Raw genomic sequence first — 14,748 nt, 5'->3', positions numbered from 1 at the left:
CAGACCCAAGGACCCGTGTCCGATATGCGTTCCACCCCGCGCCACCTGGAGGCACCCGCCATGGCGGTTCCCGAGACGACCGACGAGCAGCGCGCCGAGCAGATACTCGACGTGTTCGACATCGCCTTCGGCGAGCTGATCACCGCCGACCCCACGGCCTTCCGGGTCAAGTTCCGCAAGATGGCGGCCTCGGCCTTCGCCTTCTACCGGGGCACGGCCTGCCTCTTCTACGCCGACCTGGAGCGCGAGCGGCACGGCGGCCCGTACCTGGACGAGCGCACCGGCCGGGTGTGGATCCACGGCGATCTGCACGCCGAGAACTTCGGCACCTACATGAACGCCCAGGGCCGGCTGGTCTTCAACGTCAACGACTTCGACGAGGCCTACGTCGGCCCCTTCACCTGGGACCTGAAGCGGTTCTCCGCCTCCGTCGCCCTGCTCGGCTACACCAAGGCGCTCAGCGACGACCAGATCAGCGAGCTGGTACGGATCTACGCGGCCGCCTACCGGGAGCGCATCCACGCGCTGGCCACCGGGGCGAAGAACGACGAGGTGCCCGCCTTCACCCTGGACACCGCCGACGGCCCGCTCCTGGAGGCCCTGCGCGCCGCCCGCCGCCGCACCCGCTTCTCGCTCCTCGACTCGATGACCGAGATCCGCGAGTTCGAGCGCCGCTTCTCCCCCGGCCCGGGGACCATCGAGCTGGACGCGGCCACCCGGTACAAGGTGCTCGCCGCCTTCGACGGGTACCTGGAGACCCTTCCCGACGAGTCCCTCGTCCGCCCGGACTCCTACCGGGTCAAGGACGTGGTGGGCCGCCGGGGCGTCGGGATCGGCTCGGCGGGCCTTCCCTCGTACAACATCCTGCTGGAGGGGCACAGCGACGCCCTGGAGAACGACGTCGTGATCTACCTCAAGCAGGCGCAGACCCCGGCCGTGTCCCGGCACGTCACCGACCGGTCGGTGCGCGAGTACTTCCTGCACGAGGGGCACCGCACCGTGATCTCCCAGCGGGCCCTGCAGGCGCACGCCGACCCGTGGCTCGGCTGGACCGAGCTGGACGGGGCCGGACAGCTCGTCGCGGAGGTCTCCCCGTACGCGGTGGACCTGGACTGGTCGGACCTGGACGACCCGGAGGAGATCGCGGCCGTGGTCGCCGACCTGGGCCGGGCCACGGCGACCATGCACGGCGCCGCGGACGCGCAGGAGAGCGGCCAGACGCTCGTCCCGTTCTCCACCGAGCGGGCCATCGACGCGGCCATCGCCGCCGACGAGGAGGGCTTCGCGGACCTGCTCGTGGACTTCGCGCACGCCTACGGCGCCCGGGCCCGCGCCGACCACCAGATCTTCGTGGACCTCTTCCGCAACGGCCGGATCCTGTCCTAGACGGGGACCTAGGGCCCGTCCTCACAGGGACGCATGGCACACTCGCGACGATGGACATATCCGGGGTGGGTCTCCGAGGGCTGCGGGCCGCGCTGTTCAGCGCGGTCGTCGTGCTGCTCTCGACCGGCTCGCACGTCCTGCTGTCCCGGGTACCGCTGCCTCCCGCCCTGGTGGGAGGGGCCTTCGCCGCCGTGTTCGCGATCGCCTTCGCGCTGGCCGGACGCGAGAGGGGCCTCGGTCACATCGCCGGGCTGCTCGTCCCGCTGGAACTGGCCGCCGACACCGTCCTGACCTCCGGCCAGCACCTCTGCTACGGCCCCGCGGGCGGTCCCGTCTCGGGTCCGCTGCGCGCCATGGGGCTCGCCGACTTCTGCGGCGGCAGCCCGATGGGCGGGGCACTGGCCGAGGTGGGCGGCCCCGCCGACCCGGCCGCGCTGCTGGCCGCCCCCGGACCGTGGGCCCCCTGGCTGCTGCTGGGGGCGCACGTATCGGTCGGACTGCTCGCCTCCCTGTGGCTGCACCGCGGGGAGCGGGCGCTCGGCCGGCTGCTGGGCGCGGCGTCCGCGTTCGCCTTCCGGCCGCTGCGGATGGCCTCGGCCCGCACGGCGCGTACCCCGGCTCCGGTGCGCCGCTCGCCCCTCGCGGCGCTGCGGAGCACGGTGGCCCGTACCCGCTTCCCCGTGCACTCCGTGGGACGGCGGGGACCTCCTCGCGTACACGGCGCGTTCGCTCGCGCCTGACGTACGAGGACAGTCCCCCCTTCCAGCCGGCTCCGCCGCGGAGCCACACCCCACGGAGAGAACGATGAGCGCACGCAACAGCCAGGCGAACAAGGCGGCGGCCCGCGAGAGGCTGCGCATCGAGCGCGAGCAGCAGGCCAAGAAGGCCAAGGTCCGCCGGCAGGTGTTCGTGGCGGGCGGCGTCGTGGCCGCCCTCGCCCTGGCCGGGGGCGTCGGTTACGCCGTCGTCCAGTCCAACCAGCCGAGCGCCTGGGAGAAGGCCGCCGACGCGCCCCTGGTCGCGCCGAAGAACACCTCGGGCGAGAACGGCACGACGGTGGTCATCGGGAAGGCCGACGCCAAGAAGACCCTGGAACTGTACGAGGACGCGCGCTGCCCGGTCTGCGCGAGCTTCGAGCAGGCGGTCGGCCCGCAGCTCAAGACGGACCTCGACGCCGGCAAGTACAAGATCCAGTACGTCGGCGCCACCTTCCTGGACAACGGCTTCCCCGGCAGCGGTTCGAAGAACGCCCTGAGCGCGCTGGGCGCGGCCCTCAACGTCAGCCCCGAGGCGTTCCTGGAGTACAAGACGGCCCTCTACTCCGCGGCGAACCACCCGGAGGAGAAGGACGACAAGTTCGCCAAGGACGCCTACCTGCTGACGGTCGCGGACCAGGTTCCGACGCTCAAGGGCAACGCCGAGTTCAAGAAGGCGGTCGAGGACGGCACCTACGACCGGTGGGCGCTGGAGATGTCCAAGACCTTCGACAAGAGCGGCGTGAAGGGCACTCCGACGCTGAAGATGGACGGCAAGAAGATCGACCCGCTGCCGCAGACGCCCGAGGCGTTCACGGCGGCGATCGACAAGGCCATCGCGGGCTGACCCCTCCCCTCCCCCTCTTCTCCTTCTCCTCGCAGCACCCCGACGGACGGGCGAACTCCCAGAGTTCGCCCCTCCGTTGCTTTCACGGGTCTGGTCCCGACCGAATACCCGTCGGTAATATGATCATCCGTGACCAGTCAACTCTCCCCTTCCGCCCCGGAATCGGCGACCGTGCCGACCCCCCGCCGCCGTACGGTCGTCCTGGCCGCGGCGGCCACGGCGGCACTCGTCCCGATCGCCGCGCTGGGCGCCGAAGCCGCCCACGCCGCCACCGGCGAAGACGTCCCCTCCTTCCTGCACGGCGTCGCCTCGGGCGACCCGCTCCCCGACGGGGTCCTGCTGTGGACCCGCGTCACCCCGACCGCCGGTGCCGTACCGGGCTCCGGCGCGGGCCCCGCCGTCGCGGTGGGCTGGGAGGTCGCCGAGGACAAGGCCTTCTCCCGGATCGTCGCGAGCGGCACCGTCACCGCGAGCGCCGCCTCCGACCACACCGTCAAGGCCGACGTACGGGGCCTGCGGCCGCAGACGGCCTACTGGTACCGGTTCACCGCCGGCGCCACCGTCTCCCCGGCCGGGCGCACCCGCACCACCCCGGCCGCCGCCACCGCGCCCGCCGGGGTCCGCTTCGGAGTGGTCTCCTGCGCCAACTGGGAGTCCGGCTACTTCTCCGCGTACCGCCACCTGGCCGCGCGGGCCGATCTGGACGCCGTACTGCACCTGGGCGACTACATCTACGAGTACAAGAGCGGCGGCTACCCCGAGGCGAAGTACGTCGTACGGCAGCACGAGCCGCTGCACGAGATCCTCACCCTGGCCGACTACCGCACCCGGCACGGGAAGTACAAGACCGACCCCGACCTGCAGGCCCTGCACCAGGCCCACCCGGTCATCGCGATCTGGGACGACCACGAGATCGCCAACGACACCTGGTCCGGCGGCGCCGAGAACCACGACCCCGCCACCGAGGGCTCCTTCGCGGCCCGCGCGGCCGCCGCCCGGCAGGCGTACTTCGAGTGGATGCCGGTGCGCACCTCCACCGAGGGCACCGTCTACCGCCGGCTGCGCTTCGGCACCCTCGCCGACCTGCACCTGCTGGACCTGCGGACCTTCCGTTCGCAGCAGGCGGGCATCGGCAGCGGCGCGGTGGACGATCCGGCGCGCACCATCACCGGGCGCGCCCAGCTGGACTGGCTGAAGGCCGGACTGGCCGGCTCGCAGGCCACCTGGAAGCTGGTGGGCACCTCGGTGATGATCTCGCCGGTGGCCTTCGGCTCGCTGCCGGCGCACCTGCTGGGGCCCCTCACCGAGCTGCTCGGCCTGCCCGCGGGCGGCCTCGCGATCAACGTGGACCAGTGGGACGGGTACACGGACGACCGCCGGGAACTGCTGGGCCATCTGACGGACCGCTCCGTCCGCAACACCGTCTTCCTGACCGGTGACATCCACATGGCCTGGGCGAACGACGTCCCGGTGACGGCGGCCACCTACCCGTGGTCGCGGTCGGCGGGCGTGGAGTTCGTGGTGACGTCGGTGACCTCCGACAACATCGACGACCTGCTGCACGTCCCGGCCGACACTGCCTCGCTGGTCGCGGAAACGGCCATCAAGGCCGCCAACCGGCACGTGAAATGGCTGGACATGGACGCCCACGGCTACGGCGTGCTGGACGTGACGGCCGAGCGTTCCCAGATGGACTACTACGTGGTTTCGGACAAACGCCGCCAGGACGCCACGGCCGCCTGGGCACGCTCGTACCGCACGCTGAACGGGACCCAGAAGGTCGAGCGGGCGGACCAGCCGGTGCGCTGACGTTCAGCCAGATTTCCCGTCCGGAGGGGCGCTTGGCGTAGACCAGGCGCCCCTTCGTCATCAGAAGCAACAAATCTTTTACGTAGACCACTTGACCTGTTTATGACATGCGCACGTAAGATTCCCGCCAGCTGAGGAGATCCCTCCCGCTCAACCCCCCACTCGCGAGGAGCACACGTGCGCGCTCTTGCCCGCATATCCCCCCTTCTTCGCCGCCGCCTCATGGGTGCCGCCGTACTCACGGGCACCCTGGCCTTCACGCCGCTCGCCGCCCCCACCACGGTCGCGGCCGCCAAGACCGGCGCCGAGGTGTGCGCCGAGGACGCGTCCGGCGCTGCGGCCAACGCCCGCGTGGCGCGCCCGAAGGACCAGCACGCGGCCGAGCCGAACGAGGTCACCGAGGCGCAGTCCAAGGCCATGGACTCCGACCTCAAGACGAAGCTGGACAAGATCTCGAAGGAGCCGCGCAGCCTGCGCGTCGCCGAGGCAGTCACGAACATCCCCGTGTACTTCCACGTCATCCACTCCGGCACCACCGGAAAGCTGACGTCCACCGACATCAGCAAGCAGCTGGCGGTCCTCAACGCGGCCTACGCCGGCCAGGGCACCGGAAACGTCGACAGCAGCTACCAGTTCACCCTGGCGGGCACCGACTACACGGACAACGCGAGCTGGTACAACCTGGCTTCCGGCTCCACGGCCGAGAAGACCATGAAGAACACCCTGCGCAAGGGCGGTGCGAACGCCCTCAACTTCTACACCGCCAACCTCTCCGGCGGGCTGCTGGGCTGGGCCACCTTCCCCAGCTCCTACGCCTCCCAGCCGAAGATGGACGGCGTGGTCGTCCTCGACACCTCGCTCCCGGGCGGCTCCGCCGCCAACTACAACGAGGGCGACACCGCGACCCACGAGGTCGGCCACTGGATGGGCCTCTACCACACCTTCCAGGGCGGCTGTAACGGCTCGGGCGACTCCGTCTCGGACACCCCGGCCGAGAAGAGCGCGGCCTTCGAGTGCCCGACCGGTCGCGACACCTGCGCCAGCAAGGCGGGCGTCGACCCGATCCACAACTTCATGGACTACACGTACGACTCCTGCATGTACCAGTTCACCGCGGGCCAGGTGACCCGCATGAAGAGCATGTGGACGGCGTACCGCGCCTGATCATCATGACGATGGGGCCCCTCCCGAGGGGCCCCATCCGTGCATCCGCCTACAGCGAGTCGAGGAAGGCGAGGGCGACCGCCCAGGTCTGCTCCGCGGCCTCGGCGTCGTAGTCGGCCAGCCCCGGGTCGGTGAACAGGTGCCCGGCCCCCGGATAGCCGTGGACCTCCACGTCCGCCCCGGCCTTGCGCATCCGCAGGTACCAGGCCGTCAGCCAGTCGTGCGGCTCGAAGGGGTCCGGATCGGCGATGTGCAGCTGCACCGGCAGCTCGTCGACGTAGACGTTCTCCTCCAGGTCGGCCGTCCCGTGCAGGAGCAGCAGCCCGCGCGCCTTCTCGTCGGCGAGCGCCAGGTGCTGGGCGATCGAGCCGCCGAAGGAGAAGCCGGCGTAGACCAGGCCCTGGTCGGAGTAGGGGGCCGAGGCCAGCACCGCCCGCTTGAGCAGCTCGTCACGGCCGATCTCGTCCCGGTGGGCCATGCCCTCCTCGACGGTCTCGAAGGTGCGTCCCTCGAAGAGGTCCGGCACCTGGACCTGGTGCCCGGCCGCGCGCAGCCGGTCGGCCGCCTCCCGCACGGCGGGCCGCAGCCCGTAGGTCGAATGGAAAAGCATGATGTTCATGCCCCCATCGTGCCAGTTTCGACGGACCCCCTCCGGTTACGTTGGCCTGCATGGACACGGACTCCTTCCTGCGCCCGATCGCGGCCGTCGCCGGCACCCTGGCCGTCACCCTGCTCGCGGGCTGGCTGCTGGACCTGCTGCTGCGCCGTGCCGACGCCCGGCACAGTGAGACCCCGCTGTGGGGGCTGCTGCGCCGCTGCCGCCCGCCGTTCCTGGTGGTCCTGGCCGCCTCCCTGCTGCAGGCGGTGCGCCGGCGCGCGGACGGCCCCGGGCACGTGCTGACCCTGGTCCTGATCGCCGCGGCCGCGTGGCTGCTGATCCGCATCACGACGGCGATCGTCGACTCCACGTACGCCCGCTACGCGGCCGACGCCTCCGACCAGGCCAGGGTCCGCCGGGTCCGCACGCAGGTCACGCTGATCCAGCGGGTGGTCACGGCGGTGGTGATCGTGGTGGCCCTCGGCGCGATGCTCCTGACGTTCCCCGAGATGCGGACGGTCGGCACCTCGATGCTGGCCTCGGCGGGCGTACTCGGCATCGTGGCGGGCATCGCGGCGCAAGCCGCCCTCGGCAACCTCTTCGCCGGACTCCAGATCGCCTTCGGCGACACCGTCCGGATCGGCGACACGGTGGTGGTGGACAAGGAGTGGGGCACGGTGGAGGAGATCACCCTCACCTTCCTCACCGTCCGCACCTGGGACGAGCGCCGGATCACGATGCCGGTCTCGTACTTCACGAGCAAGCCCTACGAGAACTGGTCGCGCGGTGGCGCGCAGATGACGGGCACCGTGTTCTGGCACCTGGACCACAGCGCCCCGGTGGACCTGATGCGCGAGCAGCTCCAGCGGATCCTGAAGGACATCCCGGAATGGGACGGCCGCACCGGCTCCCTGGCCGTCACGGACACCACCCCGCACACCATCCTGGTCCGCGCGGTGGTCACGGCGAAGGACGGCGACGCCGTCTGGACCGTCCGCTGCGCGGTCCGCGAACGCCTGATCACCTGGCTGCGCACCCACCACCCGTACGCCCTCCCCCACATCGCGACCGCGGAGGCCACGCCTCCACCCGGTCTGTAACCGTCCAGGCCGACGCCGGCCACATCCAGCCCCGCCGGCGTTTGAGGCGCGGGGTCTGGGGCGGAGCCCCAGGGGGGTCCGGGCGCGGCCCGGGGAACGGGCGAAGGGCGGGTAGGGGACTCCGCCCCGCAGGGCACGGCACGCCCCACCCCCTCAGCCCCGCACCGCAAAGGTCAGCCGGAACAGCGCGCCCCCACCAACCGCGGCTTCGGCCGTCAACTCCGCCTCGTGCGCCCGCGCGATCTGCCGAGCCATCGCCAGCCCCAGCCCCGACCCCGGCAGGGCCCGCGCGGCCCCCGCCCGGTAGAACCGGTCGAAGACGTACGGCAGATCCCCCTCCGCGATCCCCGGCCCGTGATCCCGTACGGTCACCTCCGCCCCACCACCACCCTCCCCCCGCACCACGAGCCCGACCTCCACCTCCGCCCCCGCCGGGCTGAACTTCGCCGCGTTGTCCAGCAGGTTCCCCAGCAGCCGGCTGAGCCGCGCCGGCACCCCCGCCACCACCACGGCCTCCTCCGGCGACGGCCCCCGCACCCGGAACGCCACCCCGGGCCAGTGCGCCCGCGCGGCCCCGACGCAGTACTCCACCAGCGGAGCCAGCCGCACCTGTTCCACCAGCAGCTGCGGTTCCTCGTCGCGGGCCAGCTCGATCAGGTCGTTGACCAGCCCCGTCACCTCCCGCAGCTGCCGCCCGAGCGCCAGCGAGGCCCGTTCCCGCTGCTCCGCCGTCAGCCGGTCCCCCCGCGCGAGCAGCTCCGCGTTCGTCCGCAGCGCCGTCAGCGGGGTCCGCAGTTCGTGCGAGGCGTCCGCGACGAGCCTGCGCTGGGCGGTGAGCGACTGTTCCAGCTCCCCCAGCATGGTGTTGAAGCTCCCGGCCAGCCGGGTGACCTCGTCCTCGCGGCCGCGCCCCGGGGGCGGCAGTTCGATCCGGTGCCTCGGGTCCCTGGTGGCGGCGATCCGCTCGGCGGTGGCGGTGAGCCGGGTGACGGGCGCCAGCCCGGTCCGCGAGACCCAGTAGCCGAGCAGCGCGGCCAGCAGCATCCCTGCCGCCGCCGTGAGCGCCAGCCACCAGGCGGCCTGCTCGATGCCGTCCTCCACGGTGTCCGCCCGCAACGCCACCTGGAGCGCCCGCCCCTTGCCGTAGTCGGTGGTCAGCATCCGCGCCGGATGCCCGGCGTGCACGATGGCGGTGTAGTACGGGGCCCGCGTGCCCGCCGCCACGTCCCGCGCGGCCGGGGCGACCGGCAGCAGGTACGGGGTCGAGGGATCGCGCCCCGGATCCGCCGGAACCACCTCGGCGCAGGCGGGCGCCGCCCGGAACCGGCACTCCCCGGCCAGGGTCCCGGGTCCGGAGTCCGGGTTGCGCTGGGCGGCGAGGCGGGCGGACTGGGTCAGGCTGAGGTCGAGCTGCCGGTACAGCGCCCCCCGCACGACGAGGAAGGCCGCCGCGCACACGCCGAGCGCGACGCAGGCCACGGCGGCCGTGGCGGCCAGCGCCAGCCGGGTCCGCAGCGGCCGCCTGCGCCGCCACCGCGCTCTCTGCCCGCGCTCGTCCCCGCGGCCCCGCCCGCTCACGCGGCGTCCAGCCGGTAGCCGACCCCGTGCACGGTGTGCACGAGCCGGGGCTCGCCGCCGGCCTCCAGCTTGCGGCGCAGGTATCCCACGTAGACGGCCAGGGAGTTGGAGTCCGGCCCGAAGTCCCGGCCCCACACCAGTTCCAGGACGAGCTCGCGCGGCAGCACCTGCCCGGGGTGGCGCAGGAGCAGTTCGAGCAGCGCCGACTCGGTGCGGCTGAACTCCAGCGGCCGCTCCCCGCGCCGCCCGGTGCGGGTGGCGGGGTCGAGCACGAGGTCCCCGTACCCGAGGAGCTCCCGTCCTCCGGCCGGATCGTCGGGGGCGGCCCGGCGCAGGAGGGCCCGTACCCGGGCCACGAGCTCGTCGAGCGCGAACGGTTTGACCAGGTAGTCGTCGGCGCCCGCCTCCAGCCCGTCGACGCGGTCGCTCACCGCGTCCAGGGCCGTGAGGACGAGCACGGGCGTACGGTCGCCCACCCCGCGCAGCTGCCGGCACACGGCGAGCCCGTCCAGCACCGGCATCATCACGTCGAGGACCACCGCGTCCGGCTGCCAGAGGGCCACCTCGGACAGCGCCGCCAGCCCGTCGGCCGCACCGCGCACCTCGTACCCCTCGACGGCGAGCCCGTCCTCGACGGCGGCCCGCACCTCGGGCTCGTCGTCCACCACCAGAATCCGCTGCATGCGGCAAAGCCTCCCAAATGCTCCGGGAGAACCTCTTAGAACCTTCTTAGGGCGCACCGGAAGTCTGCGTCCATGACCTCCTCACCCCCTCCCTCCTCCTCACGCCGGCCCTCACGCGCGCCGCTCTCCGTCGTGATCGGCGCGGGCGGCACCGGCGGGCACATCTATCCCGGGCTCGCCCTGGCGGAGGCGCTGCGCGCCGCCGTCCCGGACGCCGTGGTCTCGTTCATCGGCACCGAACGCGGACTGGAGACCGAGCTGATCCCGGCCGCCGGCTACCGCCTGCACACCGTGGACATGATCCCCTTCGACCCGGCGCTGGGCGCCAAGCGCTACCTCCTCCCCGCGGCGCTGCTGCGTTCGGCCGGGCAGGCGCGGGCCGTGATCCGGGCGCAGGGCGCGCACGTGGCGGTCGGCATGGGCGGCTATCCGAGCGCGCCCGCCGTGCTCGGGGCCCGGCTGGCGGGGCTGCCGGCGGTCATCCACGAGTCCAACGCCGTACCGGGCCGGGCCAACCAGTTCGCGGCCCGCCTCACCCCGCACATCGCGGTGGCCTTCGACCGCAGCCGGGAACACCTCGCGGGCGGTGCGCGGGCACTGACCACCGGAATGCCCGTCTCCGCCGCGCTGTCCGGCCTCGCCGAACTGTCCCGCCCCGAGCGGGCGGCCCTGCGCGCGCGGGCCCGGCGGGAGCTCGGGGTGCCGGACGGGCGGCGGCTGGTGGTGTTCAACGGCGGCAGTCTGGGCGCCGTACGCCTGACCTCGGCCGCGGCCGGGCTGGCGGCCGCCTGGCAGGCGCGGGAGGACGTACAGCTGCTGATCAAGACGGGGCCGGCGGCGCTCGCGGACACGGTGGCCGGGCTGTCCGCCTCGGGCGGGCGGCGGATCGCACGGGCCGTGCCGTACCTGGACCGGATGGACCTGGTCTACGCGGCCGCCGACCTGGTGGTGTGCCGGGCGGGCTCGGCGACGGTGGCGGAGCTCGCCGCGACCGGGGTCCCCGCGGTGCTGGTCCCCTACCCGCACGCCCCGGGCGACCACCAGACCCACAACGCCCGGGTGCTGTCCGACGCGGGCGCCGGCCTGCTGCTGGCGGACGCCGAGGCCACGGCCGGCCGCCTCGCGGACCTGCTCGCCCCGCTGCTGGCCGACCCGGCGCGGCTGGCGGCGATGGCCGGCGCGGCCGACCCTGGCCCGCACGCGCGGGCCGCCGAACTGCTGGCCTCGCAGGTCCTGCGGGTCGCCGGCTTCCCCTCCTTCTCCCCCACTCCCCTGGAGCTCGTATGACCACGCACATCCCCACGTCCACGCCCACCCCCACGCTGACCCTCACCCCGGCGCGCACCCCGGCCGACTGGAGCGGCCGTACGGTCCTGGTGACGGGCGCCGAGGGGTTCATCGGCTCCACGCTCGTCGACCTGCTGGTCGCGCGGGGCGCGAAGGTGCGCGCCTTCGTGCACTACAAGCCGTACGCGGAGAAGGGCCACCTGGCCCGGTACCTGGCCGACCCGGGCGGCCCGGTGGAGATGTGGGCCGGGGACGTCCGCGACGCGGGCCGGGTCAGCGACGCGGTGGCCGGCTGCGACACGGTCTTCCACCTGGCGGCGCTGATCGGGATCCCGTACAGCTACGCCTCGCCCGGCGCGTACGTCCAGACCAACGTCACCGGTACGGAGAACATGGCCGAGGCCTGCCGCCGCCACGGCGTGCGCCGCCTCGTCCACACCTCCACCAGCGAGGTCTACGGGACGGCCCTGACGGCCCCGATCTCCGAGAGCCACCCGCTCCAGCCGCAGTCCCCGTACTCCGCTTCGAAGATCGGCGCCGACATGATGGCGCTCTCCTTCCACCACGCGTTCGAACTGCCGGTGACGGTGGTCCGGCCGTTCAACACCTACGGCCCCCGCCAGTCGGCCCGTGCGGTCATCCCCACCATCCTCGCCCAGCTCCACGCGGGCGCCCGGGAGGTCCGCCTGGGGTCCCTGACCCCCACCCGGGACTTCACCTACGTGACCGACACCGCGGCCGGCTTCCTCGCCGTCGCGGAATGCGACCGGGCCCTGGGCGAGGTGGTCAACCTCGGCAGCGGAGAGGAGATCTCCATCGGCGACCTGGCCCGGGCGCTGATCACGGCCTCGGGCCGGGACGCGGAGGTGGTCGTCGACCCGGCCCGGCTGCGTCCCGCGGGCAGCGAGGTCCAGCGCCTGCTGTCGGACAACACCCGGGCCCGCGACTGGGCGGGCTGGAAGCCCGAGGTCTCCCTCCAGGAGGGCCTGGCCCGCACCTCGGAGTGGATCGCCGCCCATCTCCACCTCTTCGCCCCGGACCGCTACCAGGTCTGACCCGGCGGCGCTCAGGCCGCGGCGTTCGGCCCCTGGACGGCCCTGACCCCTTGCAGAGCGGTCAGCTTGCGCACGAAGAGCACGGCGAGGACGGCGGCCGCGGCGGTGGTCAGGTCGGCCACCGCACCGAGGGTGAAGGCGTCGCTGAAGTCCTCGGCCGTCTCCACCTGGTTCTGGAGCCTTTCGTAGATCCTGAGCACCCAGCTGAAGGTGTACGCCACCCACCAGGCGGTCACCACGGCACCCGGGACCGCCCTGAAGGAACCGTCGGGCGCGTTCTGGGCGCTGGCGTCCCAGGTCTCCCGCGCCACGCGGTACGGGAGCACGAAGTTCGCGATCGGGATGAACCATCCGCCAATGGCCCAGCCCGCGCTCTGGCTGAAGCCGTCGGGGCGGAACGCCTGGCCGTTGAGCCGGACCCGGTGGAACCATATGAGGAAGACCACGAGCAGGACCAGTCCGAGGAGGTCCCGCCCGGACGCGAGCGTCATCTGGAGGGAGTCGACCCGGTCGAGGCTGTCCTCCGCGACGCTTCCGGGATCGGCGATCAGGTCCTCCATCAGCTGCCGGGCGTAGAAGCCGGTCCCGGACGCCAGGAGGGCGAGAGCGGCTTCGAGGGACAGCAGCACGGTGACCGCCCTCGCCAGGGCCTCCGGGGAACGGAGCTCCCCCACGGGCCGCGGCAGCGGTGTCGGAGACAACTGGGACATGGTGAAGTACCCCCCACGGGAACGTTCGGCGCAGGAACGGGCCACCGGACGGGCACCCCGAGCCGACCGAAGATATGCCATGCCCATGCCCGACGTCTACGGATTCCGGTTGCGCGGGCGAACCAGTGAACGCCGGCGCCGCCCACCGCCCTCCCCCTCCCTCCCCCGGCTACGGGCTGCGCAGGCTGCGCACGTCCAGGTGCCGCAGCACCCGGTCGACGATCTCCGGGTCGGCGCCGGGTTCGCTGCGCGCGGCCAGCACCTCGTGCCGGGCGGCGGACATCATCTCCCGCTGGATGCGCTGCACGTCGCGGATCCGCTCCACCCGCTTCGCGTACGCCTCCCGCCGCTCCTCGTCGACCATGTCCGGGCTGATCCTGGCGCCCACGTCGTACGCCCGGCGGTAGAGCACCTCCACCAGGTCCTCGGGCAGGTCCTCCACCTCCTCGATCTCCTTCAGCCGCCGCTTCGCGGCCTTGGCGGCGCGGATCGCCAGCGCGCGGGCGAACTCCGCCTCCGCGTCCGAGTCGGCCTCCACGCCGAGCCGGCGGACCAGCCAGGGCAGGGTCAGCCCCTGCACCACCAGGGTGGTCATGATCACGGCGAAGGCGATGAAGACGATCTCCTGCCGGGCCGGGAAGGGATCCCCGCCGTCCGTCTCGAAGGGAATGGCCAGCGCGAGCGCCACCGAGGCCACGCCCCGCATGCCCGCCCACCACATCACCACGGACTCCCGCCAGCTCAGCGGGATCTCCTCCTCGTAGTCGCGCCGCGAGTGGAGCCGTTTCGCGAGCCAGCCGGCCGGCAGCAGCCACACCAGCCGGACGCCGACCACCACGGCGACCACCACCGCCGCCCACCCGACCATCTCCCCGACCCGGCCGCTGGCCGCCCCGAACACGTTGTGCAGCTCCAGCCCGATGAGCCCGAAGGCCACACCGGTGACCAGCATGTCGACGACCTCCCAGAACGTGTGCCCGGCGAGCCGCCCCAGCACGTCGTCGGCGTCGGTCGCGTACTCGGCGAGGAACAGCGCGGTGGTCAGCACGGCCAGCACGCCGGACCCGTAGAACTCCTCGGCCAGCGCGTACGCCACGAACGGGACGAGCAGGGTCAGCCCGATCTGGAGCGTGGCATCGCCGAGCCGTCCCATGAGCCGGTTCGCGGCCCAGCCGAGCCCGAGCCCCACCGCGACGGCCACGACGGCCGACAGCACGAACTCCCCGAGCGCCCCGGGCCACGAGAAGGTGCCGCTGACGGCCGCGGCAATGGCCACGTGGTAGAGCACGATGGCGGTGACGTCGTTGAAGAGCCCCTCGCCCTCCAGGATCGACACCATGCGCCGGGGCAGCCCGAGCGAGCCCGCCACGGCGGTGGCGGCGACGGGGTCGGGCGGGGCGACGAGCGCGCCGAGCGCGATGGCCGCGGCGATCGAGAGCCCCGGCACGAGGGCGTGCGCGGTGTAGGCGACGGCCACGGTGGTCACGAAGACGAGGGCGACGGCCAGCAGCAGGATGGGCCGTACGTTGGCGGCGAACTGCCGCCAGGAGGTCCGCTGCACGGATGCGTACAGCAGCGGGGGCAGCACGAGCGGCAGGATGTACTCGGGCGGGATGTCGACGTTGGGCACCACGGGCACCAGCGCGAGCACCACCCCGCCGAGCGTCATGAGCACCGGCGAGGGCAACCCCAACCGGTCCCCGAGCGGCACCGTCACCACGGCCCCGAGCAACAGCACGAACAACAGCAGGAGCTGATCCACTCCCACACCCTGCC

The 14,748-nt window shown here is 72.9% G+C and carries 13 protein-coding genes; 8 read left to right on the top strand and 5 right to left on the bottom strand.

From position 1 onward, the window contains the following. Positions 1 to 60 precede the first annotated feature (60 nt). The 5 genes from OG898_RS21100 (at position 61) to OG898_RS21080 (ending at position 5,961) form a co-directional block, all read left to right on the top strand. Positions 61 to 1,386: a DUF2252 domain-containing protein gene (locus tag OG898_RS21100; RefSeq protein WP_266960355.1), complete on the top strand. Its 1,326-nt coding sequence runs from the start codon at positions 61 to 63 to the stop codon at positions 1,384 to 1,386. Between the two features lie 50 nt (positions 1,387 to 1,436). Further along, a complete protein-coding gene (locus tag OG898_RS21095) occupies positions 1,437 to 2,126 on the top strand; it encodes a hypothetical protein (protein WP_266958629.1) in 690 nt (229 codons plus the stop codon). 64 nt (positions 2,127 to 2,190) lie between these two features. Continuing rightward, positions 2,191 to 2,988 carry a DsbA family protein gene (locus OG898_RS21090; protein ID WP_250743774.1) on the top strand — a complete coding sequence of 266 codons (798 nt, stop codon included), beginning with the start codon at positions 2,191 to 2,193 and terminating at the stop codon, positions 2,986 to 2,988. A 129-nt stretch (positions 2,989 to 3,117) separates the two neighbouring features. After that, on the top strand, positions 3,118 to 4,797 hold the full coding sequence (locus OG898_RS21085; RefSeq protein WP_250743773.1) for an alkaline phosphatase: 1,680 nt from the start codon (positions 3,118 to 3,120) through the stop codon (positions 4,795 to 4,797). 222 nt (positions 4,798 to 5,019) lie between these two features. Continuing rightward, on the top strand, positions 5,020 to 5,961 hold the full coding sequence (locus tag OG898_RS21080; RefSeq protein ID WP_250743826.1) for a zinc metalloprotease: 942 nt from the start codon (positions 5,020 to 5,022) through the stop codon (positions 5,959 to 5,961). Between the two features lie 49 nt (positions 5,962 to 6,010). Here the strand turns inward: OG898_RS21080 and OG898_RS21075 are convergent, their stop codons facing one another. After that, entirely contained in the window at positions 6,011 to 6,580 is a 570-nt protein-coding gene (locus OG898_RS21075) for a dienelactone hydrolase family protein (protein WP_266958626.1), read from the bottom strand. Positions 6,581 to 6,630: 50 nt separating this feature from the next. On the opposite strand from OG898_RS21075, the gene OG898_RS21070 reads away from it, so the two are divergent. After that, complete coding sequence (locus OG898_RS21070; RefSeq protein ID WP_250743771.1) at positions 6,631 to 7,659, top strand: mechanosensitive ion channel family protein; 1,029 nt, start codon at positions 6,631 to 6,633, stop codon at positions 7,657 to 7,659. 153 nt (positions 7,660 to 7,812) lie between these two features. Here OG898_RS21070 and OG898_RS21065 read toward each other — a convergent pair whose 3' ends face one another. Together OG898_RS21065 and OG898_RS21060 are read right to left on the bottom strand one after the other, a co-directional pair. Beyond that, positions 7,813 to 9,237, bottom strand: a complete 1,425-nt coding sequence (locus OG898_RS21065) for a cell wall metabolism sensor histidine kinase WalK (RefSeq protein ID WP_250743770.1) — start codon at positions 9,235 to 9,237, stop codon at positions 7,813 to 7,815. Further along, positions 9,234 to 9,920 (bottom strand): response regulator transcription factor, encoded by a 687-nt coding sequence (locus OG898_RS21060; protein WP_250743769.1) that lies wholly within the window; start codon positions 9,918 to 9,920, stop codon positions 9,234 to 9,236. Before OG898_RS21060 ends, OG898_RS21065 begins: the two co-directional genes overlap by 4 nt. A 72-nt stretch (positions 9,921 to 9,992) precedes the next feature. Here OG898_RS21060 and OG898_RS21055 point away from each other — a divergent pair, with 72 nt between their 5' ends. Together OG898_RS21055 and OG898_RS21050 are read left to right on the top strand one after the other, a co-directional pair. Continuing rightward, positions 9,993 to 11,207 carry a glycosyltransferase gene (locus tag OG898_RS21055; RefSeq protein ID WP_266958622.1) on the top strand — a complete coding sequence of 405 codons (1,215 nt, stop codon included), beginning with the start codon at positions 9,993 to 9,995 and terminating at the stop codon, positions 11,205 to 11,207. Further along, positions 11,204 to 12,262: an SDR family NAD(P)-dependent oxidoreductase gene (locus OG898_RS21050; RefSeq protein WP_250743767.1), complete on the top strand. Its 1,059-nt coding sequence runs from the start codon at positions 11,204 to 11,206 to the stop codon at positions 12,260 to 12,262. Before OG898_RS21055 ends, OG898_RS21050 begins: the two co-directional genes overlap by 4 nt. 11 nt (positions 12,263 to 12,273) lie before the next feature. Here the strand turns inward: OG898_RS21050 and OG898_RS21045 are convergent, their stop codons facing one another. Together OG898_RS21045 and OG898_RS21040 are read right to left on the bottom strand one after the other, a co-directional pair. Then, the gene (locus OG898_RS21045; RefSeq protein ID WP_266958619.1) at positions 12,274 to 12,972 is read right to left on the bottom strand and encodes a DUF4328 domain-containing protein; all 699 of its coding nucleotides are present in this window, start codon (positions 12,970 to 12,972) and stop codon (positions 12,274 to 12,276) included. A 169-nt stretch (positions 12,973 to 13,141) separates the two neighbouring features. Then, the gene (locus OG898_RS21040) at positions 13,142 to 14,734 is read right to left on the bottom strand and encodes a Na+/H+ antiporter (protein ID WP_266958617.1); all 1,593 of its coding nucleotides are present in this window, start codon (positions 14,732 to 14,734) and stop codon (positions 13,142 to 13,144) included. Between the last annotated feature and the right edge of the window lie 14 nt (positions 14,735 to 14,748).

The sequence above is a fragment of the Streptomyces sp. NBC_00193 genome, from assembly GCF_026342735.1.
GTDB classification, from domain to species: domain Bacteria; phylum Actinomycetota; class Actinomycetes; order Streptomycetales; family Streptomycetaceae; genus Streptomyces; species Streptomyces stoeckheimensis.
Note: the sequence above shows the minus strand (reverse complement) of the source record. Positions and strands in the feature narration are given on the sequence as shown.

Excerpts from the sequence above, each read along its gene's own strand:
- OG898_RS21075 (WP_266958626.1), bottom strand. The coding sequence starts at position 6,580 with ATGAACATCATGCTTTTCCATTCGACCTACGGGCTGCGGCCCGCCGTG.
- OG898_RS21060 (WP_250743769.1), bottom strand. The coding sequence starts at position 9,920 with ATGCAGCGGATTCTGGTGGTGGACGACGAGCCCGAGGTGCGGGCCGCC.
- OG898_RS21090 (WP_250743774.1), top strand. The coding sequence starts at position 2,191 with ATGAGCGCACGCAACAGCCAGGCGAACAAGGCGGCGGCCCGCGAGAGG.
- OG898_RS21050 (WP_250743767.1), top strand. The coding sequence starts at position 11,204 with ATGACCACGCACATCCCCACGTCCACGCCCACCCCCACGCTGACCCTC.
- OG898_RS21045 (WP_266958619.1), bottom strand. The coding sequence starts at position 12,972 with ATGTCCCAGTTGTCTCCGACACCGCTGCCGCGGCCCGTGGGGGAGCTC.
- OG898_RS21080 (WP_250743826.1), top strand. The coding sequence starts at position 5,020 with ATGGGTGCCGCCGTACTCACGGGCACCCTGGCCTTCACGCCGCTCGCC.
- OG898_RS21100 (WP_266960355.1), top strand. The coding sequence starts at position 61 with ATGGCGGTTCCCGAGACGACCGACGAGCAGCGCGCCGAGCAGATACTC.
- OG898_RS21095 (WP_266958629.1), top strand. The coding sequence starts at position 1,437 with ATGGACATATCCGGGGTGGGTCTCCGAGGGCTGCGGGCCGCGCTGTTC.
- OG898_RS21055 (WP_266958622.1), top strand. The coding sequence starts at position 9,993 with ATGACCTCCTCACCCCCTCCCTCCTCCTCACGCCGGCCCTCACGCGCG.
- OG898_RS21070 (WP_250743771.1), top strand. The coding sequence starts at position 6,631 with ATGGACACGGACTCCTTCCTGCGCCCGATCGCGGCCGTCGCCGGCACC.